Origin of the sequence: Streptomyces sp. NPDC079020, from assembly GCF_044542225.1 — a bacterium.
Classification (GTDB): domain Bacteria; phylum Actinomycetota; class Actinomycetes; order Streptomycetales; family Streptomycetaceae; genus Streptomyces.
Genome location: NZ_JBITUB010000001.1, coordinates 68604 through 93995 on the forward strand (window position 1 = coordinate 68604; position 25392 = coordinate 93995).

General features: G+C 72.3%; 23 protein-coding genes. 11 read left to right on the plus strand and 12 right to left on the minus strand.

The window, feature by feature from the left end; all coding sequences use genetic code 11:
- Positions 1-16: 16 nt before the first annotated feature.
- The 4 genes from ectB to ACIGJO_RS00365 all read left to right on the plus strand — a co-directional run bounded on the left by ectB (position 17) and on the right by ACIGJO_RS00365 (position 3769).
- Positions 17-1279: a diaminobutyrate--2-oxoglutarate transaminase gene (gene ectB, locus ACIGJO_RS00350; RefSeq protein WP_399949776.1), complete on the plus strand. Its 1263-nt coding sequence runs from the start codon at positions 17-19 to the stop codon at positions 1277-1279.
- 83 nt (positions 1280-1362) lie between these two features.
- Complete coding sequence (locus tag ACIGJO_RS00355) at positions 1363-1761, plus strand: ectoine synthase (protein WP_399949780.1); 399 nt, start codon at positions 1363-1365, stop codon at positions 1759-1761.
- A gap of 3 nt (positions 1762-1764) precedes the next feature.
- Positions 1765-2658 carry an ectoine hydroxylase gene (gene thpD, locus ACIGJO_RS00360; RefSeq protein WP_399949783.1) on the plus strand — a complete coding sequence of 298 codons (894 nt, stop codon included), beginning with the start codon at positions 1765-1767 and terminating at the stop codon, positions 2656-2658.
- Positions 2659-2758: 100 nt separating this feature from the next.
- Entirely contained in the window at positions 2759-3769 is a 1011-nt protein-coding gene (locus tag ACIGJO_RS00365) for a VOC family protein (protein WP_399949785.1), read from the plus strand.
- A 252-nt stretch (positions 3770-4021) separates the two neighbouring features.
- Here ACIGJO_RS00365 and ACIGJO_RS00370 read toward each other — a convergent pair whose 3' ends face one another.
- On the minus strand, positions 4022-4168 hold the full coding sequence (locus tag ACIGJO_RS00370; protein WP_399951752.1) for a hypothetical protein: 147 nt from the start codon (positions 4166-4168) through the stop codon (positions 4022-4024).
- Here ACIGJO_RS00370 and ACIGJO_RS00375 point away from each other — a divergent pair.
- Entirely contained in the window at positions 4154-4711 is a 558-nt protein-coding gene (locus ACIGJO_RS00375; RefSeq protein ID WP_399949787.1) for a MarR family winged helix-turn-helix transcriptional regulator, read from the plus strand. The genes ACIGJO_RS00370 and ACIGJO_RS00375 overlap by 15 nt on opposite strands.
- Before the next feature lie 20 nt (positions 4712-4731).
- Here the strand turns inward: ACIGJO_RS00375 and ACIGJO_RS00380 are convergent, their stop codons facing one another.
- The 6 genes from ACIGJO_RS00380 to ACIGJO_RS00405 form a co-directional block, all read right to left on the minus strand.
- Positions 4732-5727 carry an aminotransferase class V-fold PLP-dependent enzyme gene (locus ACIGJO_RS00380; RefSeq protein ID WP_399951640.1) on the minus strand — a complete coding sequence of 332 codons (996 nt, stop codon included), beginning with the start codon at positions 5725-5727 and terminating at the stop codon, positions 4732-4734.
- A 150-nt stretch (positions 5728-5877) separates the two neighbouring features.
- A complete protein-coding gene (locus tag ACIGJO_RS00385) occupies positions 5878-6594 on the minus strand; it encodes a DsbA family oxidoreductase (protein WP_399949790.1) in 717 nt (238 codons plus the stop codon).
- Between the two features lie 73 nt (positions 6595-6667).
- Positions 6668-7144, minus strand: coding sequence for a GNAT family N-acetyltransferase (locus ACIGJO_RS00390; RefSeq protein WP_399949794.1), 477 nt, complete (start codon positions 7142-7144; stop codon positions 6668-6670).
- Positions 7145-7225: 81 nt separating this feature from the next.
- On the minus strand, positions 7226-8512 hold the full coding sequence (locus tag ACIGJO_RS00395) for a cytochrome P450 (RefSeq protein ID WP_399949797.1): 1287 nt from the start codon (positions 8510-8512) through the stop codon (positions 7226-7228).
- 282 nt (positions 8513-8794) lie between these two features.
- A complete protein-coding gene (locus tag ACIGJO_RS00400; protein ID WP_399951643.1) occupies positions 8795-9400 on the minus strand; it encodes a DUF1349 domain-containing protein in 606 nt (201 codons plus the stop codon).
- 2 nt (positions 9401-9402) lie between these two features.
- Positions 9403-10923, minus strand: a complete 1521-nt coding sequence (locus tag ACIGJO_RS00405) for an aldehyde dehydrogenase (NADP(+)) (RefSeq protein WP_399949801.1) — start codon at positions 10921-10923, stop codon at positions 9403-9405.
- Positions 10924-11082: 159 nt separating this feature from the next.
- Here ACIGJO_RS00405 and ACIGJO_RS00410 point away from each other — a divergent pair, with 159 nt between their 5' ends.
- From ACIGJO_RS00410 to ACIGJO_RS00420, 3 genes are all read left to right on the plus strand, one after another.
- A complete protein-coding gene (locus tag ACIGJO_RS00410) occupies positions 11083-11853 on the plus strand; it encodes an IclR family transcriptional regulator (RefSeq protein ID WP_399949805.1) in 771 nt (256 codons plus the stop codon).
- Between the two features lie 149 nt (positions 11854-12002).
- Complete coding sequence (locus tag ACIGJO_RS00415; protein WP_399949808.1) at positions 12003-13454, plus strand: peptidoglycan D,D-transpeptidase FtsI family protein; 1452 nt, start codon at positions 12003-12005, stop codon at positions 13452-13454.
- A 127-nt stretch (positions 13455-13581) separates the two neighbouring features.
- Positions 13582-14817, plus strand: coding sequence for an MFS transporter (locus ACIGJO_RS00420; protein WP_399949811.1), 1236 nt, complete (start codon positions 13582-13584; stop codon positions 14815-14817).
- 29 nt (positions 14818-14846) lie between these two features.
- On the opposite strand, the gene ACIGJO_RS00425 is transcribed toward ACIGJO_RS00420, so the two are convergent.
- Positions 14847-16022: a hypothetical protein gene (locus tag ACIGJO_RS00425; protein ID WP_399949814.1), complete on the minus strand. Its 1176-nt coding sequence runs from the start codon at positions 16020-16022 to the stop codon at positions 14847-14849.
- Positions 16019-16978 (minus strand): 5-dehydro-4-deoxyglucarate dehydratase, encoded by a 960-nt coding sequence (locus ACIGJO_RS00430; protein ID WP_399949817.1) that lies wholly within the window; start codon positions 16976-16978, stop codon positions 16019-16021. Before ACIGJO_RS00430 ends, ACIGJO_RS00425 begins: the two co-directional genes overlap by 4 nt.
- A gap of 288 nt (positions 16979-17266) precedes the next feature.
- Between ACIGJO_RS00430 and ACIGJO_RS00435 the strand changes: the two genes are divergently transcribed.
- Together ACIGJO_RS00435 and ACIGJO_RS00440 are read left to right on the plus strand one after the other, a co-directional pair.
- Positions 17267-18076 carry an NAD-dependent epimerase/dehydratase family protein gene (locus ACIGJO_RS00435; RefSeq protein ID WP_399949820.1) on the plus strand — a complete coding sequence of 270 codons (810 nt, stop codon included), beginning with the start codon at positions 17267-17269 and terminating at the stop codon, positions 18074-18076.
- Positions 18077-18190: 114 nt separating this feature from the next.
- Entirely contained in the window at positions 18191-19435 is a 1245-nt protein-coding gene (locus ACIGJO_RS00440) for a TerD family protein (protein WP_399949823.1), read from the plus strand.
- A 111-nt stretch (positions 19436-19546) separates the two neighbouring features.
- On the opposite strand, the gene ACIGJO_RS00445 is transcribed toward ACIGJO_RS00440, so the two are convergent.
- The 3 genes from ACIGJO_RS00445 to ACIGJO_RS00455 form a co-directional block, all read right to left on the minus strand.
- Entirely contained in the window at positions 19547-19777 is a 231-nt protein-coding gene (locus ACIGJO_RS00445; protein ID WP_073720249.1) for a hypothetical protein, read from the minus strand.
- A 332-nt stretch (positions 19778-20109) separates the two neighbouring features.
- Positions 20110-21606 carry an alkaline phosphatase PhoX gene (locus tag ACIGJO_RS00450; protein ID WP_399949826.1) on the minus strand — a complete coding sequence of 499 codons (1497 nt, stop codon included), beginning with the start codon at positions 21604-21606 and terminating at the stop codon, positions 20110-20112.
- Between the two features lie 188 nt (positions 21607-21794).
- Positions 21795-23312, minus strand: a complete 1518-nt coding sequence (locus ACIGJO_RS00455) for a hypothetical protein (RefSeq protein ID WP_399949829.1) — start codon at positions 23310-23312, stop codon at positions 21795-21797.
- Positions 23313-23541: 229 nt separating this feature from the next.
- Here ACIGJO_RS00455 and ACIGJO_RS00460 point away from each other — a divergent pair, with 229 nt between their 5' ends.
- Positions 23542-25377: an endonuclease/exonuclease/phosphatase family protein gene (locus ACIGJO_RS00460; RefSeq protein ID WP_399949832.1), complete on the plus strand. Its 1836-nt coding sequence runs from the start codon at positions 23542-23544 to the stop codon at positions 25375-25377.
- Positions 25378-25392 lie beyond the last annotated feature (15 nt).

Genomic DNA, 25392 nt, shown 5'->3' on the forward strand with positions numbered 1-25392 from the left:
CGACCAGGAGACCGCTGTGACCATCACCCCGCCCGCCCTGAGTGTCTTCGAGACCCTGGAGTCGGAGGTACGGAGCTACTGCCGCAGCTGGCCCGCGGTGTTCGACCGCGCGCAGGGCGCCCGGCTGACCGATGAGGACGGCCACTCGTACCTCGACTTCTTCGCCGGTGCCGGATCGCTCAACTACGGCCACAACAACCCGGTGCTGAAACGCGCGCTGATCGACTACATCGAGCGCGACGGCATCACCCACGGCCTGGACATGGCGACCACCGCCAAACGCGCGTTCCTGGAGACCTTCCAGAACGTGGTCCTGCGTCCGCGCGACCTGCCGTACAAGGTGATGTTCCCCGGCCCGACCGGCACCAACGCCGTCGAGTCGGCGCTGAAGCTGGCCCGTAAGGTCAAGGGCCGCGAGTCCGTCGTCTCGTTCACCAACGCCTTCCACGGCATGTCGCTCGGCTCGCTCGCGGTGACCGGAAACGCCTTCAAACGGGCCGGAGCCGGTATCCCGCTGGTGCACGGCACACCGATGCCGTTCGACAACTACTTCGAAGGTACGGTCCCCGACTTCCTCTGGTTCGAGCGGCTGTTGGAGGATCAGGGCTCCGGGCTCAACAAGCCCGCTGCCGTGATCGTGGAGACCGTCCAGGGCGAGGGCGGCATCAACGTCGCCCGCACCGAGTGGCTGCGCGCGCTCCAGGAGCTGTGCCACCGCCAGGACATGCTGCTGATCGTCGACGACATCCAGATGGGCTGCGGCCGTACCGGCGGCTTCTTCTCCTTCGAGGAGGCCGGCATCGTGCCGGACATCGTCACCCTGTCGAAGTCCATCAGCGGCTACGGCTTGCCCATGTCGCTCTGCCTGTTCAAGCCGGAGCTGGACATCTGGGAGCCGGGCGAGCACAACGGCACCTTCCGCGGCAACAACCCGGCGTTCGTCACCGCCGCCGCCGTGCTCGACGCCTACTGGGCCGACGGCCAGATGGAGAAGCAGACGCGGGCCCGCGGCGAGCAGGTGAGGCAGTCGCTGCTGGCCATCTGCGCCGAGGAGCCCACCGCGCAGTTCCGCGGCCGCGGCCTGGTCTGGGGCATGGAGTTCGCCGACCCCGCGCGGGCCACGGCCGTCTGCGCCCGCGCCTTCGAGCTGGGCCTCCTGCTGGAGACCTCGGGCCCGCAGAGCGAGGTCGTCAAGCTGCTGCCCCCGCTGACCATCACCCCCGAAGAGCTGGACGAGGGCCTGCGCACGCTGGCCCGCTGCGTCCGTGAGACGGCCTGACCCGGTACCCCGGGACGGACCGCGAGGCGGAGAACGACTCCCGCCGCACAGAGAAGCTGTCAAGAGAAAGGCACCGACCCACCGTGATCGTCCGATCGTTCAGAGACATCGAGAACACCGACCGGCATGTGAAGGCCGCGTCCGGCACCTGGGAGAGCAAGCGCATCGTGCTCGCCAAGGAGAAGGTCGGCTTCTCGCTCCACGAGACCGTGCTCTACGCGGGCACGGAGACCTCCATGTGGTATGCCAACCACATCGAGGCGGTGCTCTGCACCGAGGGCGAGGCCGAGCTGACCAACGACGACACCGGCGAGAAGCACTGGATCTCCCCCGGCACGATGTATCTGCTGGACGGGAACGAGCACCACACGCTGCGGCCGAAGACCGACTTCCGCTGCGTCTGTGTCTTCAACCCGCCCGTCACCGGACGGGAGGACCATGACGAGAACGGTGTCTACCCACTGCTGACAGAGGAGGGCTGAACCATGACCACCGAAGTACGCGCCGACCGGTATCCCTCGCGCGGCGCCGCCGAGATGACCACTCCCCGCCAGGACCCGGTCATCTGGTCCGCGCCCGGCGCACCGGGGCCGGTCGCCGTGAAGGACCTCCAGGGGTTCGAACGCGACGGCTTCCTCACCGTCGACCAGCTGATCACGCCGGACGAGGTCTCCGTCTGCCACGCGGAGCTGGAGCGGCTGATCGCCGATCCGGCGGTACGCGCCGACGAGCGCTCGGTCATAGAGCCGAAGTCGCGGGAGGTACGGTCCGTCTTCGAGGTCCACCGGCTCAGTGAGGTCTTCGCCCGGCTGGTGAGCGACGAGCGGGTGGTGGGCCGGGCCCGCCAGATCCTCGGCTCGGACGTGTACGTCCACCAGTCGCGGATCAACGTCAAGCCGGGCTTCGGGGCTTCGGGCTTCTACTGGCACTCGGACTTCGAGACCTGGCACGCCGAGGACGGTCTGCCGGACATGCGGGCCGTGTCGGTCTCGATCGCGCTGACCGAGAACTACGACACCAACGGCGGGCTGATGATCATGCCCGGTTCGCACAAGACGTTCCTCGGCTGTGCGGGCGAGACGCCGGAGGACAACTACAAGAAGTCCCTGCAGATGCAGGACGCCGGCACCCCGTCCGACGAGGCGCTGACAACGATGGCCGACCGGCACGGCATCAAGCTCTTCACGGGGCGGGCCGGTTCGGCGACCTGGTTCGACTGCAACTGCATGCACGGCTCGGGCGACAACATCACCCCGTACCCGCGCAGCAACGTCTTCATCGTGTTCAACAGCGTGGAGAACGCGGCCCAGGAGCCCTTCGCGGCTCCGGTCCGCCGCCCGGAGTTCATCGGGGCGCGGGACTTCACTCCGGTGAGGTAGCGCGGGAGGCGGAACCGGTGGGGGCGGGGCGGCGTACCGCTCCGCCCCCACCGCCGTAACCGGCTGGACCGGAACCCGGCCACCGGCGAGGGTATGGCCCATGACCTCACTCGTACGTCACATCACCATCGACTGCGCCGACGCGTACAGGCTGGCCGGTTTCTGGTCCCAGGTGCTCGGCTCCCCCGTGTCCGACGACGACGCCCCCGGTGATCCCGAGGCGCTCGTCGAGGCGCCCGGAGCCGCGCTGCTGTTCATCACGGTTCCCGAGCCGAAGGCCACCAAGAACCGTCTGCACCTCGACATCCAGCCGGACGACCGCTCCCGCGACGAGGAGGTCGAACGGCTGCTGGCCCTCGGCGCCACACTGGTCGGCGATCACCGCAGGCCGAACGGGCGGGGCTGGGCGACGCTCGCCGATCCCGAGGGCAACGAGTTCTGTGTGGAGTGCGGTGCCGCCGAACGCGCGGCGCTGACCGGCTCCCGGCTGCCGGTCACCGCGGACGACGTGGCCTCGGCCGTCCTGCTGTCGGTGGACGCGCTCGGCGCGGCGGCGGCCGACCGCTGGGAGGCGCCCGCCGGGACGCTGGAGTGGACCTGCTGGGAGACCGCGGAGCACCTGAGCGACGATCTCTTCGCCTACGCCGTCCAGTTGGGCCCACGTACGCCCCCGCTCGACGGCGAGGTCCCCTACCGGTGGGGCGCCGAGCGTACGGGCGGACCGGCGAACGCGGTCTTCGCGGACCGCGCGGCCGGCTCCGCCGGTCTGCTCCGGACGCTGGAGGCGAGCGGTGCGCTGCTGGCCTCGATGGTGCGGACGACTCCGGCCGGGGTCCGGTCCTACCACTCGCACGGCATCTCCGACCCGGAGGGGTTCGCCGCGATGGGCGTCGTGGAGACCCTGGTCCACACGCATGACATCGCCGAGGGACTGGGCCTCGTGTGGGCGCCGCCCGCCGCCCTGTGCGACCGGGTACTGGCCCGGCTCTTCCCCGAGGCCCCGGCGGACGTGGACCGGTGGAGCGCCCTGCTGTGGTGCACGGGCCGCACCGGACTGCCGGGCCTGGCCCGCCGTACCTCCTGGAAGTGGCACGGCGCCCCGCTGGGCTGAGGGCTCACCCGCGCCAGGTGTCGCAGTTCGTCGCGCAGCGCCAGCCGGCCCGCCCCGGCCCCGGCCGGATCACCCGGAACTCGCTGCCGCCCGGCCGGGCCCTGTGTACGCGCACCCGCTGTTCCATCCGTCCCCTCCGCCGAAGATCGTACGTCGGCCGCCCTGCCGGGAGGAGGAGCGGAGGAGACCCCGGCGACGGTGCTCCTCCCGCACCGGACCGGTACGCCGCGATCCGGCGTGGGCGGCCGGTCCTCAGACGGTGCCCAGCGCCGGGTAGTCGGTGTAGCCCTTGGCGCCGCCGCCGTAGAACGTGGCGCGGTCCGGGGTGTTGTACGGGCCGCCGGCCTTGAGGCGGCTTCCGCAGCCCCGCCCCGAGGAGCCCTGATGACCGCCGCCCACGCCACGGACAGCACAGCTGCCACAACTGCCACCGGGACCACGGAGACCGCCAAAAGCGCCGACGGCGGCCCCTGTACCGACGCGCTGCCCAGCGCGGCGCGCGGCGGCCCGCTCAGCCATGCCGTCTCACGGATCTCCCGGCTGCACCGGATCGCGGCGGGCAAGCTGCTCAGGGGGCTGGACCTCTACCCGGGCCAGGAATTCCTGATGATGCACCTGTGGGACGCGGGCGCGGTCCGGCAGTCGGAGCTGATCCGGGCCCTGGACCTCGACCCCTCCACGGTCACCAAGATGCTCCAGCGCCTGGAGCAGACCGGGCATGTACGCCGCCGCCCCGACCCGGCCGGCCGGCGGGCCGTCCTGGTCGAGGCCACGGACGGGAGCAGTGCCCTGCGCAGCGCGGTGGAGGAGGCGTGGACGAGCCTGGAGGAGCACACCCTCGCGGGCCTCGGTCCCGCCGAGCGCGCGGAGCTGACCCGGCTGCTGTCCACGGTGGAGTCGAACCTCTGCGCGGAGACCGAGGGATGCCCGGGAGTCTCCTGACCCCCGGGCCGCGCCCCGCGTCAGCCCAGGACCTCCGGTGCGCGCGCCACGTCCGCCTCGGTGTTGTAGAGGTGGAAGGCCGCCCGGAGGTTGCCCGCCCGCGCCGAGACCATGACCCCGGCCGCGGCCAGATCGGGTTCGCGGCCGCCGAGGCCGGGCACGGCGACGATGGCCGACTCACCGGGAACGGCACTGTGGCCGATGGCCGCCAGCCCCTCGCGGAACCGGGCCGCGAGCCCGGTGGCATGGGCGTACAGCGCGTCGGTACCGATCTCCGCCAGCAGCGCGAGGGAGTGCTCGGCCCCGTGGCAGGCGAGGAAGGCGGGCGGTTCGTCGAAGCGGCGGGCGGTGGCGGCCAGCCGCTCGACCGGGCCGTACGTGCTGTTCCAGGGGTCCTCCGCGGCCACCCAGCCGGCGAACACGGGCGGCAGGGCCGACTGCGCCTCCTCGGTCACCGTGAGGAACGAAGCGCCCCGGGGGCAGAGCAGGAATTTGAAGCCGCCCGTGACGGTGCAGTCGTACGCGCCGGCGTCCAGCGGGAACCAGCCCGCCGCCTGGCTGGCGTCGGCCAGCGTCCGGGCGCCGTGCGCGGCGGCGGCCGCCCGGACGGCGTCCAGGCCGGTGACCCTGCCGTCGGCGGACTGCACGACCGAGAAGGCGACGAGCGCGGTCCCGGGCCGTACCGCTCCGGTCAGGTCCGCGAGCGGGACGTAACGCATCCTCAGATCACCGCGGAGCGCGAACGGACTGACCACCGAGCTGAACTCCCCCTCCGGGGCCAGGACTTCGGCGCCCGGCGGCAGGGACGCCGCGATCAGCCCGGCATGGACGGCGACCGAGCTTCCGGCGACCCGGTCGGGGCCGACGCCCACCAGCCGGGCGAACCCGGCGCGGGCGGCCTCCACCGCCTCGAAGCTGCCCGCGCCGCCCCGCCCGCCGGCGGCGGTCTCGTCGGCGAGGGCCTTGACGGCCTCGACGGTCCGGCGGGGCAGCAGCCCGCAACTGGCGCTGTTCAGATACGTGGTCTCCGGCGCGAACTCGGCGGCCGCCGCCTGGCCGAGGCTGAGCGAAGAGGTCTCCGTGCCCCAAGCCTGGGGCCCCTCAACTCATAGTCAATCACGAAGAGTCAAGGGGTATACCCAAGAAATTCTTATGACTGGACGCGCTCAGGCCTGCGGAACCTCGCAGGCGCCGTCCGCGTCGCAGGCGGCCCCGTCCGCGCCGATCGCCGTCAGCGCGGTGGCCGGACGGTCCTTCCAGGCCTGCTCCAGCGCCTTGACGAACACCTCGGACGGCTGGCCGCCGGAGATCCCGTAGCGCCGGTCGAGCACGAAGAACGGCACGGCGCCGGCACCCAGTTCGGACGCCTCGCGCTCATCGGCCCGTACGTCGTCCGCGTACGCCTCGGGGTCGGCGAGCACCGCGCGGGCCTCGGCCGCGTCGAGCCCGGCCTCGACGGCGAGCCGGACGAGCACCTCGTCGTCGAAGACCGAGCGCTCCTCGGCGAAGTTCGCCCGGTAGGCGAGGGTCAGCAGCTCGTCCTGGCGGCCCCGGGCCTTGGCCAGGTGCAGCAGCCGGTGGATGTCGAAGGTATTGCCGTGGTCGCGCCCCTCGGTGCGGTAGCCGAGCCCCTCGGCGTGCGCGTTGGCCGCCACATTGGCCTCCATGGACACGGCCTCCTCGCGGGTACGGCCGTACTTCTGCGCCAGCATGTCGATCACCGGCTCGGTGTCCCCCTTGGGCCGGCCCGGGTCGAGCTCGAAGGAACGGTGCACCACCTCGACCTCGTCCCGGTGGGCGAACTCCGCCAGGCCCTTCTCGAACCGGGCCTTGCCGATGTAGCACCACGGGCAGGCGATGTCGCTCCAGATCTCGACGCGCATGACTCTTCTTCTCTCCAGGCTCTCGGGCAGTACGGAGGACACCCCCGCACCCACGTCGAACGCCGAAGCGGACCTACTGATTCCCGAGGGTGAGACGCAGGACGAGATGGCTCCCGGCGCGCGGGGTGTCCGGGTCCTCGATCCAGCCGTGGTGGGCGTAGAAGGACTGGGCCCTGACGTTGGGCGCGAAGACCTCCAGCAGGGCGGTCCGCACGCCGGTGCGCCGCCACGCGTCGGTGCAGGTGGTGTGCAGGGCGGTGCCGATGCCCGTTCGCCACTGGGACGGTGCGACATGGAGCTGCGTGAGACACATGACTCCGTCGCGTACGGAATAGGCCGCGACCCCTGCCAGCGCACCGTCCCGCTCGGCGCACAGGACCGCGGCCCCGGGACGGTCGATGGCGCCGGACCAGCCCTCGCGGCTGCGCGAGACCTCGGCCTCGCCCGCGTACTCCTCCACCGGCAGGTGGCCCTGGTAGTAGGTGGCACGCGCCTCGGTGTGCAGGCGGACTATCGCATCCAGGTCGGTGGGGGTCGCTGTTCTGATCATGAGGACAAGGACGCTCAGGGCCCCGGTCACGGTTGCGTCCCCGTCACACGGACCAGGCACCGACGCCCTGTTGACGGCCCATCAGTCCAGGTACACCGGCAGCGCGTCCACTCCGTACACGATCGACAGCTTCCGGAACTCCAGTTCCGCGGGTGGCACGGCGAGGCTCATGCGGGGGAAGTGGGACACGAGTGCGGGGAAGGCCGCCCGGAGTTCCATCCTGCCCAGTTCCGCTCCGATACAGCGGTGGATGCCGTGACCGAAGGCCAGGTGGGAGGAAGGGGGCGGGCGCGACGGGTCGAAGGAGTCCATCGCGGGGCCCAGACGCGGGTCGCGGTCGGCGGCGCTGAGCGAGACAATGACGATGTCGCCGCCGGATATGCGGACGCCGCCGACTTCCAGGTCCTCACGGGCGAAGCGCGGAAAGGCCGTCTGGACCACTGTGAGATGGCGCAGGAGTTCGTCGACGAAGGGGGCCACCACGGCGGCCGGGTCCTCGGCGTCGCGGAGCGCGGTGAAGTGCTCGCGGTCCTGGAGCATGATCAGCGTGCCGAGGGCGAGCATGCTCGCGGTCGTTTCCAGGCCGCCGGTGAGGACGCCGTCGGCGAGACCGGTGAGTTCCTCGTCGGTGACGCTGTCGCCGTGTTCGCGGACGAGCATGCCGAGCAGGCCGTCCCCGGGACAGCGCCGCTGCTGCTCGACCACGCCGCGGAGATAGTCCCGGGACCGGGAGATGGCCCCGAACGAGGCGCCGACGCCGCCGAGCACATCGAAGCGTGCCACCGAGAACCGCTGGAACGCCTGCCGCTCCGCATAGGGGACGCCGAGCAGTTCGCAGATGACCAGGGCCGGGACCGGAAGCGCGAAGTGCTCGACGAGATCGACCCGGCCCTCGGCGTCGGCCGCCTTGGCCAGTCCGTCCAGGCTGTCCTCGACGATCGCGTGGATACGAGGGGTGAGACGGCCCAGGCGGCGCATCGTGAACTCGGGGGTGAGCAGGCGCCGCAGGCGGGTGTGGTCCGGCGGGTCGCAGAAGCCCAGGCCGCCCGGCTGGTGGTTCTCCACGACACCGGTGCGGCCGACGAGGTGGGCGAAGTCGTTGCTGAAGGCGCGGGCATCGCCGAGGACCTGCTTGGCCTCCTCGTATCCGGAGACCAGCCACACCGTCATTCCGGGGACCGGCAGCCGGCTGACCGGCTCACGGTCGCGCAGCGCGCCGATCTCCGGCACGGGATCGAGGCCGTCGCGGCGCAGCGGCAGCAGCGCGGCGTCGGGCAGCTTCGAGAGATCGAGGGAGGTGCCCTGGGAACTGAGGCGGGCGAGGTAGCGGCGCGTGAGCCAGGTCGTCATCGCGGAACGTACGGACATGCTGGTGCTCGCATCTGTGAGGTGGGACGAACAGGGCCGGTGCCGGTACCGGTACCGGAAGGAGGCGGGAGGGGAAATCCTGCCGGACCGGTGAGCGGGCGTCCCCATCGGGCCGTCGCAACGGCACCGCGGGCCGGACATGCCGCGGATCACGGGGCGGCGGGCGAGGGTCCGGAACCCGGTGAACCGCCCCGGCCCCGCTCATGTGGTGAGCGGGGCCGGGGCGGTCGGGGGAGCGGGCGGGGCGGCCGGCTCCGTGGGTGTGTGCGGGCGGGCGGCGCCTCAGCTGCCGTCGCGCGGGTCCTTCAGCCCCTCGGCCCGGAAGCCGATCCGGTCGAAGACCGCGCCGCAGCCCTCTCCGGTGGGCGACTGCACCAGGAATCCGGCGAGCGCGGACGCCCGCTCCTGGGGGCTGCCGAGGGTGAAGACGCGGACGAAGGTCCAGCTCTCGCCGTCGGCCGAGGCGTGGAAGGCGAAGGCGCCGCCCGTGCGGCTGAGCCGCAGCCAGAAGGTGTCCCCGTCCACGACGAAGGAGTTGGCGTCGTCGGAGTGCCCACGGGTGACGACGGTGCAGATGGCCGGCGTCCCCGGGGAGAGCTCCAGGCAGAGCTTCGCCCATTCCCGTTCACCGACGTGCAGATAGAGCACCCCGGCGTCGAAGGCGGCCAGGAAGCCGACCCGCACCCGGGCGCTGAGCTGGAAGTCCCCGTCCGGAACGGCTGCCAGCAGGCGCGGCGCGTCGGCGGCGGAGTCGAGCACATCGCCGCCCGGGGGCACGAAGCGGTCCTGGCGTGCACCGGCCCGGCCGCTCAGCACCCCGTCCGCGTAGGACCAGTCGCCGTCCGGGCCGAACGGCACGAGCGGAAAGGGGAGTTCGGGGATGTTCATCGTCATGCCCGTCGTCCGTCCACGCGGCGCGGCAGACCCAGCGGGTTGTCCTCCCGCAGCTCCGGCGGCAGCAGGGCCTCCGGAGTGCCCTGGTAGCTGACCGGGCGCAGCCAGCGCTCGATGGCGGTGGCGCCCACGGAGGTGGACGTGGAGGTCGAGGCCGGGTAGGGGCCGCCGTGGTGCTGGGCCGGTGCGACGGCGACGCCGGTCGGCCAGCCGTTGACCAGGACGCGCCCGGCGAGCGGTGCGAGGGCGGCGAGCAGTGCGGCCGCGCCGCCCGCGGCCTCCTCGGCGGAGATCTGGAGGGTGGCGGTCAGGTTGCCCGGGAGCCGGGAGAGCACCGCGGTGAGCTCGTCCTCGGACGCGTACCGCGCCACGACGGTGACCGGACCGAAGCACTCCTCCAGGAGCGCGTCGTGCGGGCCCTCGGCGGTGAGCCGTGCGGCCGGGACGGTCAGGAAGCCCGCGCACACGGCGTGTTCGCCGCCCGCGCCGGGGATGACGGGGGCTTCCACGTCCGCGAGCGCGGCCCGCTCCCGGACGCCGGCGAGGAACGCGTCGCGGATCCGGTGGTCGAGCATCACTCCGGCGCCGGCGGCGCCGACGGTCTCGGCGAGGGCCTTCAGCAGCCGGTCACCGGCCTCGTCCGCGGGGGCCAGGACGAAGCCGGGCTTCGTGCAGAACTGCCCGGCGCCCATGGTCATCGAGCCGCCGAGCCCGGCGCCGATCCGCTCACCGCGCTCGGCGGCGGCCGCCTCGGTGACGACGACGGGGTTGAGGGAGCCGAGCTCGCCGTGGAAGGGGATCGGGGCGGGCCGGGCCGCGGCCGCGTCGAACAGGGCCCGTCCGCCGCGCACGGAGCCGGTGAAGCCCGCCGCGCTCACCAGCGGGTGCTTGATCAGCTCGACGCCCGCCCCGAAGCCGTGCACCAGGGTGAGCACCTCCTCGGGCAGTCCGACCCGGGCGGCGGCGCGGCGGAGCACGGAGGCGCACAGCTCGGAGGTCGCCGGGTGGCCGGGGTGCGCCTTGACGACGACCGGGCAGCCGGCCGCGAGCGCGCTCGCGGTGTCGCCGCCGGGAACGGAGAAGGCGAGCGGGAAGTTGCCGGCCGCGTAGACGGCGACCACCCCCAGGGGGATTCTGTAGCGGCGCAGGTCGGGCCAGGGCGGGGTCCTGGTGCCGTCCTCGTGGTCGATGTGGATACCGAGGTAGGCACCCTCGTCGACGACCTCCGCGAACGCCCTCAGCTGCGCTGCGGTGCGGGCGAGTTCTCCGGTGAGCCGGACCGGTCCGAGCGCGGTCTCCGCGTCCGCGGCCTCGATGATCCGCTCCCCGTCCTCGGCGAGCAGGTCCGCGGCGGTGCGCAGGAACGCGGCACGTACGGTGCGGTCGGCGAGCGCGTCCCGTACGGCGTGGGCCGCCGCGACCGCACGGTCGACATCCTCGGCTGTAGCCTCCACCGCAACCTGCTCACGCGGGTTCCCGGTTCGGGGGTCGACGCTCCAGACTGGTGCTGCTGCCACCGTGTTTCCTTCCCGGTCCGCTGCCACGCATCACGGCGTTGTTCGGTATTCTGAACAGCGTTCCTGATCGTGAATGTACGGGGACTCTATTTCCGGGCTTCCGCGTTGGCAAGAAGTCGCAGGATTTTGGCGTGATGGGCTGGAAGGGGCGTAGGGACGATGGCAGTTGCCGAGTCTGGTGGAGCACAGGTCAAGTCCGCGGTGCGGACGGTGGAACTGCTCGAATACTTCGCGGGGCGCCCCGGTATGCACTCGCTCGCCGCCGTGCAGGAGGCAGTCGGCTACCCCAAGTCCAGCCTCTACATGCTGCTGCGCACGCTGGTGGAGCTCGGCTGGGTGGAGACCGACGCGACGGGCACCCGGTACGGCATCGGGGTGCGCGCCCTGCTCGTCGGTACGTCGTACATCGACGGCGACGAGGTCGTGGCCGCCGCCCGCCCCACCCTGGACCGTCTCTCCGACGACACCACGGAGACCATCCACCTGGCCCGTCTGGACGGGACGAACGTGGTGTACCTCGCCACCCGGCAGTCCCAGCACTATCTGCGCCCCTTCACCCGGGTCGGCCGCCGGCTGCCCGCCCACTCCACCTCGCTCGGCAAGGCACTGCTGGCCACCCACAGTGACGAGCAGGTCCGCAAGATGCTGCCCGAGACACTGCCCGCGCTGACCGAGCACACCCTCACGGACCGCGAGAAGCTGATCGAGGAACTGCACCTCATCCGCGAGCAGGGGTACGCCGTGGACCGTGAGGAGAACACGCTCGGCCTGCGCTGCTTCGGCATCGCGATCCCCTACCGGACGCCGGCGCGCGACGCGATCAGCTGCTCGGTCCCGGTCGCGCGGCTCACGCCCGCGCACGAGCAGATGGTCAAGGACGCCCTGTTCGACGCCCGCGACCGGCTCACGCTCGCGACCCGAAGGCTCTGAACCCTCGGCCGGAGGCTCCGAACGCTCGGCCGGAGCCTCCGGACCCCCGGCCGGAGACCTGACGGGGCACGGCCGGGGCGCCTGAGAAAACGGTGAGAAGGGATCCGCCCGGGAACGCCCGGAGCGGCCCCGCTCGTCCCTCCAACGGGATGAACAAGACAATCAGGCGCGCTTCGGTCTTCTGTCTGCTGATGGTTCTCGCCCTGCTGGTGCGGGCGACCTGGCTGCAGGCGTACCAGGCCGAGGCGCTCGCAGACAACGAGCACAACCGGCGGAAGGTCATCGCGCAGTACGCGCAGCCGCTCGGGAACATCATCGTGGCCGGTTCCCCGGTCACCGGATCGGAGAGGACGACGGGCGGCGATCTTCAGTACAAACGCACCTACACACAGGGCGAGCTGTACGCGGCGGTCACCGGCTACGGCTCGCAGGCGTACGGGTCCACCCAGCTCGAAGGCATCTACAGCGATGTCCTCGACGGCACGGACGACCGGCTGAAGAAACCGGCCGCCGTGCTCACCGGCGAGCAGAGCGCACCCGGCAATGTGCTGACGACCATCGACCCGGACGTCCAGAAGGCGGCCTACGAGGCGCTGGGCGACGACAAGGGCGCGGCCGTGGCCATCGACCCGGAGACCGGGCGGATCCTGGGCATGGTCTCCACCCCCTCGTACGACCCGTCGAAGATCAGCGGGACGGCGGACGGCGAGGCCTGGGAGCAGCTCCTCGCCGACAAGGACAAGCCGCAGGTCAACCGGGCGCTGCGGCAGCCGCTGGCGCCCGGCTCCACCTTCAAGCTGGTCGTGGCGGCGGCGGCGCTGGAGGACGGGCTCTACGGCTCGGTCGACGAGCCCACGGACAGCCCCGACCCGTACACGCTGCCGGGCACCTCGACGGTGCTGCGCAACGAGAGCGCGACCGCCCCGTGCGAGAACGCCACCCTGCGCACCGCGCTCCAGTACTCCTGCAACAACGTGTTCGCGAAGGTGGCCGCCGACCTCGGCCAGGAGAAGGTCAAGGCGATGGCGGACGGCTTCGGCTTCGACACCGAGAAGCTGGACGTCCCGGTGCGGGCCTCGACGAGCGTCTACCCGACCGGCATGGACAAGGCGCAGACGGCGCTGACGGGCATCGGCCAGTTCGAGGTCACCGCGACCCCGCTGCAGATGGCCATGGTCTCGGCCACCCTCGCCAACGGCGGAGAGCTGGCCGCCCCGCACATGGTCTCCCAGGTCGTGGACGCGGACGGCGGGACGCTGGAGGAGTTCGAGGACGGCGACACGAAGCGGGTCGTCTCCGAACGGACGGCCGAGCAGGTGCGCAGCGCGATGGTCACCGTCGTCGAGGAGGGCACCGGCACGAACGCCCGTATCGCCGGGGCCGAGGTCGGCGGCAAGACGGGCACCGCGCAGAACGGTGTGGACAACAGCAACACCCCGTACGCCTGGTTCACCTCGTACGCGAAGGACCGTTCCTCCGGCAAGGAGGTGGCGGTCGCCGTGGTGATCGAGAGCTCCGACGCCTCCCGCTCGGAGGTCAGCGGCAACGGGCTGGCGGCGCCGATCGCCCAGAAGATGATGAAGGCGGCGCTCCAGGGGTAGCGGGCGCGCGGCTGTCGGGCATGGCCGGACCCGCCGCTAGGGCATCTGCCCGATGCCGTCCGCCCTCCTCAGTCACGAGCCTGGCCCTGTGACGGACGCGCGGGTCAGGAAGGCACGGTGGGGTGCGATGGCGGGGTCAGCGGCGGGCAGGGTGCTCCGGGACCGGACGGCGGGGCGGTATCTGGCGGGGGTGGTCGTCTCCGGTTTCGGGACCTCGGCGATGTGGCTCACGGCCGGGATCTGGGTCAAGTCGCTCACCGGGTCCGACTCCCTCGCCGCGCTGACGGTGTTCGCGATGTGGGCGCCGGTGCTCATCGCTCCGGCGCTCGGCGCGGTCGCCGACCGGCTGCCGGGCAAGCCGCTGCTGGTCCGGGTGAACGCGGCGATGGCGGGCCTGCTGCTGACGCTGTTGCTGGTCGGTTCGGCCGGGCGGATCTGGCTGGTCTTCGTGGTCCTGGTGCTCTACGGGGTGAGCGGGGTGCTCGTGGACGCGGCGGAGGCGGCCCTGGTCGCACGCTCGGTGGACCCGGGACTGCTGGCCGACCTCAACGGGCTGCGGATGAGCGCCAACGAGGGGATGAAGCTGCTCGCCCCGCTCGCCGGCGCGGGGCTGTACGCGCGGTTCGGCGGCGGGACGGTGGCGGTGCTGGACGCGGCGACCTTCGTCCTGGCCGCGCTGATCTTCGCGCGGCTGCCGGTACGGGAGGAGGCGCGGGAGCCCCTGCGGAGCGGGGCCGGGAAGGAGTCGCGGTGGAGGGAACTGACCGAGGGAGCCCGCCAGTTGCGGGAATCACCGGTCCTGCGGCCCCTGGTGTGCGCCGGAGCCGCGACGATGCTGCTCGCCGGGCTGAACGGGGCCGCGGCCTACGCCTACGTCGATGACGTGCTCGGCCGCTCCCCCGCGTACACCGGACTGCTGTACGCGGCGCAGGGCGCCGGTTCGGTGGCGGTCGGGCTGCTGGCCGGACCCCTGCTGCGGCGGCTGGGCGAGCGGGTGTTCGCGGGGGCCGGGATCGCGCTGTTCGCGGTCGCCGTTGGGGCGCGTGCGCTGCCGTACGACGCCGTGGCCGCGGTGAGCGCCGTCGCGATCGGGTTCGGGCTGCCGTGTGTCCTGATCGCGGCGATGACGGCCGTGCAGCGGGAGACACCGGACGCGGTGCTCGGCCGGACGGCGGCGACGGCCAACTCGCTGATGATGGCGCCCAACGCGCTGGCGCTGGCGCTCGGCGCGGGGCTCGTCGCGGTGCTGGACACCCGCGTGCTGCTGGCGCTGACGGGCGTGATGGGACTGTTCGTGGCGGTGCCGGCGGTCCGGGGCGGCCGGGGGGAACGGCGGCCGGCACGGACCGGCGGGGGAGGCTGACGGGCGCCCCCACCGGTCCGTTCCCGTCATCACCCGATGCGCGACAGCGCTTCGGCGACGGCTCTGAGGTCCGGGTCGGAGGCCAGCCCGGCGTGGTACAGGCGCAGCTGGTTCGCGCCGAGGGACGCGGCGTGGGCCGCGTCCCGCTCCAGCGTGCCGGGGCTGCCGCCCATCCCGGTCACCACGCCGAAGTTGGCGGCGAGCACCGCGGACCGCCCCGCGAACGGCCCGAGCACCGCCTCGCGCGCCGCGTCACCACCGGTGCACGGCAGCACCACACCGTCCGCCACACCGAGGATGTGCTCCACCTCCACTCCGGCGTTGGCCCCCGAGCGATAGGGGGCGGGGTCGGCGTGCAGCAGGACCTGGAAGCCCGGTCCGGCCGCCGCCCGCACCGCGGCGACCGCGGCCTCCTGGAGCGTGCGGGCGGCCGAGGTCCGCCATCGGAGGGTGGCGTCGGCGAGGCCGGGGCCCAGGAGCTTCTCGACGCCGGACCAGCCGGCTTCGGTGGAGCCGGAACCGGCCCAGCCGGGGGCCAGGGCGCGGCGCACGGCGGCCCCCAGTTCGGCGGCGTCCAGGCCCTGCGCGGCGTAGCCGTCCCGGCAGGAGGCGCAGAAGCACAGGGACATCAGGTACTGCGCCGCGTCCCCCAGACCGACGCCCGTGACCTTGTCGTGGGCGTGCAGATGGGCGAAGCCGTACCAGCCGCAGGACTCCAGTTCGGTGCCGCTCGTCCCGGGCCGGGCGGCGGCCTCCTCCGCCAGGCCGACGAGGTAGCCGCGGACCGCGGGCTGGGCGATGCACGGCGCCCAGGGGTAGCGGTCGCCGTAGGCGTTGACGACGCTGTGGTGCGGATACTCCGCGCCCAGACGGGAGTTGTGCGCGAGGACGACCCAGCTGTGCACGTCGAGACCGGCCTCGGCCAGGGCGTGCGCCGCGTCGCCGTACGGGTCGTCCCGGTCCACCCAGGTCTGCGCGTAGGGCGCCGGTTCGCGCCCCGCCCAGCGGTTCGCGTCGGGCGGGTAGAGCACCGCGGCGTGCTGGGCGGTGACGATCCTGCGTACCGGATGGCGCGGGGTGAGGGCCCGGGTGGAGTGGTAGGCGGAGGCCAGCGTCACCTGCTGGACGCCGAGGTCCGCGATCCGCGCGGGGGCGTCCGGGTCCCCGATGACGTCCCACGGGTAGAGGAAGGCGGAGGCCCTCACGCCCGCTCCCCGTCCGCGTACTCCTCCAGCAGCGCGCGGCCGCTCGCGATGATCCCGGCCAGGTCCTTGACGTGGGCGGCGGTCGGCTCGGTGAGCGGGGTGCGTACCCCGCCGACGTCCAGGCCCTGGAGCCGGACGGCCGCCTTGACCAGGGAGACGGCGTATCCGCGGCCCTGGGCGCGCAGTTCGACCAGGGGCCGGTAGAAGCGGTCGAGCAGGGCGTTGACCAGGCCGTCGTCTCCGGCTTCCAGGGCCCGGTAGAAGGCGAGGGCGATGTCCGGGGCGAAGGCGAAGACGGCGGAGGAGTAGAGCGTGACGCCGATGCCCCGGTAGGCCGGGCCGGTCAGCTCGGCGGTGGGCAGCCCGTTGAAGTACAGGAAGTCCCCGCCGGGCAGCTGGGTGCGTACGGCGCTGACGATGCGCTGCATCAGGTCGAGGTCGCCGTAGCCGTCCTTGAGCCCGACGACCCCGGGCGTCTGGGCGAGGGCGACGACGGTCTGCGGGGTGAAGACCGCGTTGTCGCGCTGGTAGACGATCGTCTCCAGGGAGGTGGCCGCGGCGAGGGCCGCGTAGTGCTTCAGCAGCCCCTCCTGGTCGGCGACGACGAGGTACGGGGGCATGGCGAGGAGCCCGTCGGCCCCCGCCTCCTCGGCCAGCTTCGCGTACTGGACCGCGAGTGCCGTGCCGTATCCGGCGCCCGCGACGACGGGGACCCGGCCCGCGGTCTCCTCGACCGCGGCGGCGACGACGAGGCGGAACTCCTCCTGGGTCAGCGCGTGGAACTCGCCCGTGCCGCAGCAGGCGAAGACCGCCGCGGCACCGGCATCGATGCCCCGGCGCACATGCGTGCGGAAGGTGTCGAGGTCGACGGTGCCGTCGGGCCCGTACGCGGTGACGGGGAAGAAGAGCGGCCCGGCGACCTGGGTGAGCCGGGCGGCAAGGGGGGCTGAGGACACGTGCGCTCCCTGAGCAGATTCAGACGTACACAACTATGACCGTCGTCCATATTTCTGAACAGCATCACGCTAAGGCAGCCGTACGGCGCAGGTCAAGACAGGAACACGCCCTCAAAGCGGCGAGCCAACCGGTCCGCACGGCGGAGCCGGCCCCCCGCCCGCGACACTTGACGCGCTCGGCCACTGGTTCTTAGCTTGTCCATGCATGTGAATGACATCCATGGATTTGACGCCCTGTGCGTCCGATCGCCGCACAGCCGATGGAAGCGCCGCACCGAGGAGACCCGTATGCCCGCTCCCCGCACCGTCCTGCTCACCGGAGCCGCCGGCGGCCTCGGCACCCTGATGCGGGGTCTGCTGCCCGCGTACGGCTACGGACTGCGGCTCTTCGACGTCGCCCCGGTCGAGGGCGAACCCGACGCGATCACCGCTGATCTGGGCGACAGGGAGGCACTGCGCGCGGCGGTGCGGGGCACCGACGCGGTCATCCACCTCGCGGGCATCTCCCTGGAAGCCTCCTTCGACAGGATTCTGCGCGCGAACATCGAGGGGACCTACAACCTCTACGAGGCCGCGCGGGAGGAAGGCGTGCGCCGCGTCGTCTTCGCCTCCTCCAACCACGTCATCGGCTACACCCCGTGCCCGGTCCCCGGCGATCCGCTGCTCCCCATCGGCATCACGCGCCGCCCCGACACCTTCTACGGTCTGTCCAAGTCCTTCGGCGAGGACCTGGCCCAGCTCTACTGGGACAAGCACGGCATCGAGACCGTCTCCGTGCGCATCGGGTCCTGCTTCACCGAGCCGACCTCGGTACGGATGCTGTCGGTCTGGATGAGCCCCGCCGACGGCGCCCGGCTCTTCCACGCCGCGCTCACCGCCGAGGACGTCGGGCACACCGTCGTGTACGGCTCCTCCGACAACACCCGCCTGTGGTGGGACCTGACGACCGCCAGGGCGCTCGGGTACGAACCGGAGGACGACTCGGAGCGCTACGCGGCGGCGCTCATCGCCGAACAGGGCGAACTGAACCCCGCCAACCCCGGCCACGCCCGTCTGGGCGGCCACTTCGTGACCGACCCGCCCATCTGGCCGCACTGATCCCCCACGGCTGGACATCCGGTCCCCCTCCGGCGCGGCACCCGGCCACCTCCGCCGGGTGAAGGCGCGCGAAGGTAAGGGAACGGCAAAGCGGGGTCGTTCGTTACCCGGTGCATGACCGCAATGACCTCCGGCTCGAACATCCCTCTCTCCGCCGCCCGCGTGGCGGTGGACGTCGCCGCACCGGTGCGGCTCGACGTCTCGGGCCTGCTGCTCACCGCCGACGGCAAGGTGCGCTCCGACGACGACTTCATCTTCTACAACCAGCCCTCGGGCCCCGGGGTGACCTACCGCTCCGGCGGCGGTTCCGCGCCCGACGCGATCGTGGTGGACACCGCCGCGGTCCCGCCCGGCATCGAGAAGATCGTCGTCACCGCGAGCCCGGACGCCGCCGGCCAGACCTTCCAGGGCATCGAGCCCACCGCCACCGTGCGCAACGCGGACGACGGCAGCGCGCTCGCGACCTTCACCCCGCCCCGGCTGGGCGCCGAGACGGCGCTGGTGGTCATCGAGATCTATCTGCGCAACGGCGCATGGAAGGCCCGCGCGGTCGGCCAGGGCTATGCCGACGGACTCGCGGGCATCGCCACGGACTTCGGCGTCTCGGTCGAGGAGCCCGCGGCCCCGGCCGCCGCGCCGGTCGCCCCTCCGGCCCCGGTCGCTCCTCCGGCCCCGGTCCCGCCCGCCGCTCCGGTCCCGCACGCCGCCCCGGTGGACCCGCGGATCGCTCCCCCCGCACCGCCCGCCCCTCCGGCCGCCGCACCCGCGCCCGCGGGCTCCGGCAAGGTCAACCTCGACAAGGGCCGGGTCAGCCTCCAGAAGAACCAGACCGTGTCCCTGGTCAAGGGCGGCCGGCCGCTGCTCTCGCAGGTCAAGATGGGTCTCGGCTGGGAGCCCGCGTTCCGCGGCAAGGACATCGACCTCGACGCCTCGGTGATCGCCTACGGCCCGAACCGCAACCACCTGGACAGCTGCTACTTCGGCAAGCTCTCCATCCTGAACGGTGCGGTCAAGCACTCCGGCGACAACCTCACGGGCGAGGGCGCGGGTGACGACGAGGTGATCGTCGTGGATCTGGGCCGTATCCCCGCCGAGGCCACCGGACTGGTCTTCACGGTGAATTCGTTCACCGGCCAGAAGTTCACCGAGGTCGCCAAGGCCTACTGCCGGCTGCTCGACGCGGCCACCGGCGAGGAGCTGGTCCGCTTCGACCTGACGGGCGCCGAGCCGCAGACCGGCGTGATGATGGCCAAGCTGATCAAGCAGTTCTCCGGCGAGTGGGAGATGACCGCCATGGGCGAGTTCGTGAAGTCGCGCACCGTGCGCGGCATGGTGAAGCCCGCCGCCAAGTCTCTGTAGCCCCGGGCCGGGAGCAGCCCCCGGCAAACGGCTTCCGGGGCACCTGACGTTCTCAGGTGCCCCGGATCCGGAGGTTCTCCGGGTGGACGCTGCGCGAGCTCGTCCGCCCTCTCAGAGCTTGGTCAGCTTGGAGTACGGGCTCAGGATCCTCCCCTGTCGCCCCGAGAAGTCGATGAGGACTGCATCGTTGTCGCCCTCGACAGCAAGGATTCTGCCGAGCCCGAACTGATCGTGCGACACCCTGTCGCCCACATCGAAACATTCGACCGGTGGGGCCGCCTGGGCCGGGCGGTTGAAGGGACTGGAAGGCAGGTGACGCCGGGATCCGGCTGACTGTTTCATTACCTTGAGTATGCGCCTCCGCGACGCCCGACGCCATGCCCGACCGCTCCCGGAGGCCCAGTAGTACCGGATTCGTAATCAGGCGTTACCGGGCCCCGGCGGCGGTTCCGCCCGCCTCCGGCAGGCCCGCCGCCCGGAATTCCGCGCCGGAAAGACCCCCGAAGGTGTGGCGTTCTCCACTCCCGGAAGCGCTGCGGCCGGTCCGGTCCACCGGTGCGGGCGGCCCGGTCGCCCCGGGGCCCGAGGCGCCGTCACCACCGAACGCGAACGCGCCGCGACCCACCGTGAGGACCGCCGGCCCCCACCCGGCGGCCGGCGGCCGGCGGCCGCGGTCAGTGCCCGTTCGGCCGGCGCCGCCACGGGCCCGTGATGGCGAGCATGATGCCGGGCGTCTGGATATTGGCGAACAGCGTCTTCCCGTCGGGCGAGAAGGTCACCCCGGCGATCTCGCTGTACGAGGGGTCCTCCTCGGTGCCCGCGTTGAGCTCGTTGCGCGCGATCGGGTACGTGACACCGCTCTCGGTCGCCCCGAAGAGGTGCTGGATGCCCTCGCCGTCCTCGGAGATGACGATGCCGCCGTACGGCGACACGGTGATGTTGTCGGGGCCGTCGAAGGCGCCGTCCCTGGACGGGTCGGCGTTGACGCCGAGGATCACCTTCAGGGTCACCGTGCGCCGCTTCGGGTCGTAGAACCAGACCTGGCCGTCGTGCTGGACGGGGCTCTCGTCGCGGGCGTACGAGGAGACGAAGTAGGCACCGCCGTCGCCCCACCACATGCCTTCGAGCTTCCGGGCACGGGTGACCTGGCCGTCGGTGAACTGCTTGCGCACGGAGACGGTCCTCGCGTCGCGGTCGGGCACGTCGACCCAGTCGACCCCGTACACCGTGCCGATCCTCGTGGCGCGGGACAGGTCGTCCACGAAGCGCCCGCTCCCGTCGAAGCACCTGGTGGCCTGGAGGACACCCGCGTCGTCGGCGAGCGTGCGCAGCTTGCCCCGGCCGTGCTTGAACCCGTGCGGCGGGACCCAGCGGTAGAGCAGTCCGTTGGGGCCGGAGGCGTCCTCGGTGAGATAGGCGTGGCCGCGCCGGGGGTCGATGACGACGGCCTCGTGGGCGTACCGGCCGAACGCCTTGACCGGACGCGGGTCACGGTTGGCGCGCCTGTCGTAGGGGTCGACCTCGAAGACATAGCCGTGGTCCTTGAGCAGACCGTTCTTGCCGGCCTTGTCCTCGGTCTCCTCGCAGGTCAGCCAGGTGCCCCAGGGGGTGCTGCCGCCCGCGCAGTTGGTGGACGTACCGGCGATGCCGACCCACTCGGCGGTGCGGCCGTCGCGGCGGGTCTCCACGACCGTGCAGCCGCCGGCCGCGACCGGGTCGTAGACGAGGCCCTCGGTGAGCGGGACCGGGTACTTCCACTTGGCGCGGGTGCCGCTCAGCTCGTGGTTGTTGACGAGGAGGGTGACTCCGCGCGGGCCCTCGAAGGCGGCCGTGCCGTCGTGGTTGGAGGGGGTGTACTCGCCCGACTCCAGCTTGGTGACCCCGCTGTGGGTGACGACGCGGTACGAGAATCCGGCCGGCAGCGCGAGTATGCCCTTGGGGTCGGGGATCAGCGGGCCGTAGCCGGGCTCCCGGCCGTGACCGTGGCCGTGCCCGTGGCCGTGGCCGTGCCCGTCGTGGTCGTCGTGGCCGTGGCCGTCGTGGCCGTGCCGCGTGTCCTCGGCGGCGAGGGCGCCGGGGGCGGTCGCCAGGGTGCCGACAGCACCCGTCAGGGCGATGCCCGCGCCGGTGAGGGCGGACTGTCTGGTGAATTCCCTGCGGGTGAACGGCATCGCGGGCTCCTGGTGCGGCTGGCGGGGTGCTGGCGCGCCCACATTCCCCGCCGTATGCGAACGCCGGTTGAACAGCAGGCGGCTTCGGGCAACACCCTTGCCGTGAGCAGGTCTCCGGGAGGAGCTTCCCGCGGTCCCGGCGGGCGGGTCCTGATTCCGGACCCGCCCGCCAGAGCCGTCGCGCGCTCTCAGCCGCCCGTGCGCGAGCGGGCCTTGAACGCGGCCTTGCGGGCGTCCTTCGCCGTCTTCTTGTCGCTGTGCAGCCGCCCCATGGCCTCCAGGACATCGGCCGTCGCCGGGTGGTCCACCCGCCAGGCGCCGTCGAAGAAGCCGCTGTGCTGCCCGGCGAGCCCCTCGACCAGCCCCTGGAGCTCCTCCAGATCGCCGTCCGCGTCCAGTTGCGCGGCGATGGTGTCGATGGCCAGCCAGAAGATCATCGACTCCGGCGGCGCCGGGACGTCGGCCGCTCCGCGCTCCGCGAGCCAGACCCGGGCCAGACCGCCCAGCTCCGGGTGGCCGAGCACCGCGCGCACCGCGGGCTCCGCCTCGGGACCCGCCAGCGAGAGCGCCTGCTGGCAGTGCAGCCGGCGCAGCGGCGCCCCCTCGTCCGTGCCGCGCGCCGCCGCCAGCAGCTCGGCGGCGGCCGCCACCGCGCCGTCGGCACCCCGGTCGCCGAGCCAGAGCTCGACCTCGGACCGGGCCGCCGCCTCCGGATAGTGGGCGATGCCGTCGAGGAGCGCGTCGGCGCCCTTGCCGGCGAGGTCACCGATGGCGGGCGCGTCCACACCGGCCTCCAGCATCCGGTTCCGGATGCCGTAGAGGCCGAGGGGGGTGAGCTTGACCATGCCGTACCGGGTGACGTCGTCCTCGTCGGCGAGCGCGTCCGGCTGGTCGCCCTGCTCGCCCTCCTCGACCAGCAACGCCTCGTCGACCGGCCGGTATTCGACGATGCCGATGGGCTCCAGCAGCCGGAACTGGTCATCCAGCCGCATCATCGCCTCCGACACCTGCTCCAGGATGTCGTCGGTCGGCTCGCCCATGTCGTCGGGCACGATCATCGACGCGGCGAGGGCCGGCAGCGGTACGGGCCCGTCGCCCGCGCCGTTGTCCGCGAGGGTGAGGAGATACAGGTTGCCGAGGACCCCGTCGAGGAACTCCGCCTCCGCCTCCGGGTCCCAGTCCAGGGCGTCGAAGTCGATCGAGCCGTCCTCGTTGACGAGGTCGGCGAAGTCGTCGAAGACCGGTGCGGTGGCGTCGGCGTGCACCGCTTCCAGGCCGTCGAGCCAGATCGCCAGGACGTCCTGCGGGGAGCCGCCGGTGAGCAGGGCCAGGTTCTCGCCCTCGGTGACGGTCCCTTCGGCCTCGGGGGTGTCCTGCGGACTCTCCCCGTCCGTCCGCGGGTCCCCGGCGTCCTGCGCCGATTCCTCGGGATCGGTGACATCCAGGAGCCCGGTGTCGACGGCGAGGCGCCACGCCTCGCTGGCGTACGCGGCACCGTCCTCGTCCGGGGTGAGGCCGAGGTGTTCGGCCGCCGCCGGAAGCTGCGCCTCGGCCAGCTCACCGCCCGCGCCGACCCGGGTGGCGGGTCCGGCCCAGCGGGCGAGCCGGACGGCGCGGGCGAGCAGCGGAGCGGCCAGGGCGGCCCGTGCCAGCTCGGCCTCGGAATGCAGCCGCACCGGCGGCAGGGTGGGGCGCTCTGCGGACATCGGGGGTTCTCCTCGGGCGTGCTCGGGCGTACCGGGTGCGTACGCGGCTGGGCCGCCCAAGCGTAGACGCATTTCGTCCCATGCCACCCGGTTCAGGCGGTGTACCGCCGCCGTCTCCCGGAGAACCTTGACAACTCCGGTACGGACCCAAGAGATTGACGCGCGTAGACGTTGTACCGCCGAGCCCGGTACGCGTCCGTCCGCACCCTCGAACCCTCCGGAGTCCGTGATGCCAGCCGCATCCTCCCGCACCACCGCCGTCTCCGCCGTCGTCACCGCCGCCCTGGCCGCAGGTCTGCTCACCGGCGCCTCCTCGGCCGTCGCGGCCCCCGACGGCCAGGTCCGTATCCATGACATCCAGGGCACCACCCGGATATCCCCGCTGGCCGGTACGCAGGTCACCGGTGTTCCGGGCATCGTCACCGGGGTGCGCGGCTACGGCTCGAAGGGCTTCTGGTTCCAGGACCCGGACGCCGACGCCGACCGGGCCACCAGCGAGGGTGTCTTCGTCTACACCGGTTCGGCACCGGCCGTCGCGGTCGGCGACGCGGTCACCGTCTCGGGCACGGTCGCCGAGTACGTCCCCGGCGGCGCCGCGTCCGGCAACCAGTCGCTCACCCAGATCACCAAGCCCACCGTGTCGGTGGTCTCGTCCGGCAACGCGCTGCCCGCCCCGGTCGCCGTCTCGGCACACTCGGTCCCCGCGCGCTACGCCCCGGCGGGCGACCCGGCGGCCGGCGGCTCGGTGAACGGGCTCCGGCTCTCCCCGGGCCGGTACGCCCTGGACTTCTACGAGTCGCTGGAGGGCATGAACGTCCGTGTCGGTTCCTCGCGCGTGGTCGGCGCCACCGACTCCCACGCGGAGCTGTGGGTGACGGTCAAGCCGCACGAGAACGCGAACCGGCGGGGCGGCACGGTCTACGGCTCGTACACCTCGCAGAACACCGGGCGGCTCCAGATCCAGTCCCTGGTGCCGCTCGCCGAGCAGCCGTTCCCCAAGGCGGATGTCGGTGATGTGCTGGCGGGCCCGACCGAGGGGCCGCTGGACTTCAGCCAGTACGGCGGTTACACACTCACCGCGCGTACCCTCGGCACGGTCGTGGACCGCGGACCGCGCCGGGAGCGGACGCGCGCCCAGCGCGACGGCGAGCTGGCCGTGGCGACGTACAACGTCGAGAACCTCGACCCGGGCGACCCGCAGGAGAAGTTCGACGCACTGGCGGCGGCCGTCGTGGACAGCCTCGCCTCGCCGGACATCCTGGCCCTGGAGGAGATCCAGGACGACAACGGCCCGACGGACGACGGCACGGTCTCGGCCGAGCAGACCGTGCGCAGGTTCACCGAGGCGGTCAGGGCGGCAGGGGGACCGGCGTACGACTGGCGCTCCATCGCCCCCGAGGACAAGAAGGACGGCGGCGAGCCGGGCGGCAACATCCGTCAGGTGTTCCTGTTCAACCCGGAGCGGGTGTCGTTCACCGACCGTGCGGGCGGCGACGCTACCACCGCGACCGAGGTCGTCCGGGAGCGGGGCCGGGCAGCCCTGACCCACTCCCCCGGCCGCGTGGACCCGTCGGCCGCCGCGTGGACGGACAGCCGCAAGCCGCTCGTCGGCGAGTTCACCTTCCGCGGCGCCCCGGTGTTCGTCGTCGCCAACCACTTCTCGTCGAAGGGCGGGGACGAGTCGATCCTCTCGCACCACCAGCCGCCGACGCGCTCCTCCGAGGTCCAGCGGCTGGCCCAGGCGCGCTCGGTCAACACCTTCGTGAAGAAACTGCTGAGCGCGGACAAGCGGGCCGACGTACTGGTCGTGGGTGACATCAACGACTTCGAGTTCTCCGGTACGACGAAGGCGCTGACGTCCGGGGGCGCGCTGTACCCGGCGGTGAAGTCCCTGCCGAGGACGGAGCGTTACTCCTACGTCTACCAGGGCAACACCCAGGTCCTGGACCAGATCCTGACCAGCCCGTCGATCCGCGGCTTCGACTACGACAGCGTGCACATCAACGCGGAGTTCGCCGACCAGAACAGCGACCACGACCCGCAGGTGCTGCGCTTCCGCCCCTGAGTGTCACGCCCCCGG

What these genes read in the sequence shown, in the direction of transcription:
- thpD (WP_399949783.1), top strand. Translation starts at nt 1,765, where the DNA reads ATGACCACCGAAGTACGCGCCGACCGGTATCCCTCGCGCGGCGCCGCC.
- ACIGJO_RS00365 (WP_399949785.1), top strand. Translation starts at nt 2,759, where the DNA reads ATGACCTCACTCGTACGTCACATCACCATCGACTGCGCCGACGCGTAC.
- ACIGJO_RS00375 (WP_399949787.1), top strand. Translation starts at nt 4,154, where the DNA reads ATGACCGCCGCCCACGCCACGGACAGCACAGCTGCCACAACTGCCACC.
- ACIGJO_RS00385 (WP_399949790.1), bottom strand. Translation starts at nt 6,594, where the DNA reads ATGCGCGTCGAGATCTGGAGCGACATCGCCTGCCCGTGGTGCTACATC.
- ACIGJO_RS00390 (WP_399949794.1), bottom strand. Translation starts at nt 7,144, where the DNA reads ATGATCAGAACAGCGACCCCCACCGACCTGGATGCGATAGTCCGCCTG.
- ACIGJO_RS00395 (WP_399949797.1), bottom strand. Translation starts at nt 8,512, where the DNA reads ATGTCCGTACGTTCCGCGATGACGACCTGGCTCACGCGCCGCTACCTC.
- ACIGJO_RS00400 (WP_399951643.1), bottom strand. Translation starts at nt 9,400, where the DNA reads ATGAACATCCCCGAACTCCCCTTTCCGCTCGTGCCGTTCGGCCCGGAC.
- ACIGJO_RS00410 (WP_399949805.1), top strand. Translation starts at nt 11,083, where the DNA reads ATGGCAGTTGCCGAGTCTGGTGGAGCACAGGTCAAGTCCGCGGTGCGG.
- ACIGJO_RS00415 (WP_399949808.1), top strand. Translation starts at nt 12,003, where the DNA reads ATGAACAAGACAATCAGGCGCGCTTCGGTCTTCTGTCTGCTGATGGTT.
- ACIGJO_RS00420 (WP_399949811.1), top strand. Translation starts at nt 13,582, where the DNA reads ATGGCGGGGTCAGCGGCGGGCAGGGTGCTCCGGGACCGGACGGCGGGG.
- ACIGJO_RS00435 (WP_399949820.1), top strand. Translation starts at nt 17,267, where the DNA reads ATGCCCGCTCCCCGCACCGTCCTGCTCACCGGAGCCGCCGGCGGCCTC.
- ACIGJO_RS00440 (WP_399949823.1), top strand. Translation starts at nt 18,191, where the DNA reads ATGACCGCAATGACCTCCGGCTCGAACATCCCTCTCTCCGCCGCCCGC.
- ACIGJO_RS00445 (WP_073720249.1), bottom strand. Translation starts at nt 19,777, where the DNA reads ATGAAACAGTCAGCCGGATCCCGGCGTCACCTGCCTTCCAGTCCCTTC.
- ACIGJO_RS00450 (WP_399949826.1), bottom strand. Translation starts at nt 21,606, where the DNA reads ATGCCGTTCACCCGCAGGGAATTCACCAGACAGTCCGCCCTCACCGGC.
- ACIGJO_RS00455 (WP_399949829.1), bottom strand. Translation starts at nt 23,312, where the DNA reads ATGTCCGCAGAGCGCCCCACCCTGCCGCCGGTGCGGCTGCATTCCGAG.
- ACIGJO_RS00460 (WP_399949832.1), top strand. Translation starts at nt 23,542, where the DNA reads ATGCCAGCCGCATCCTCCCGCACCACCGCCGTCTCCGCCGTCGTCACC.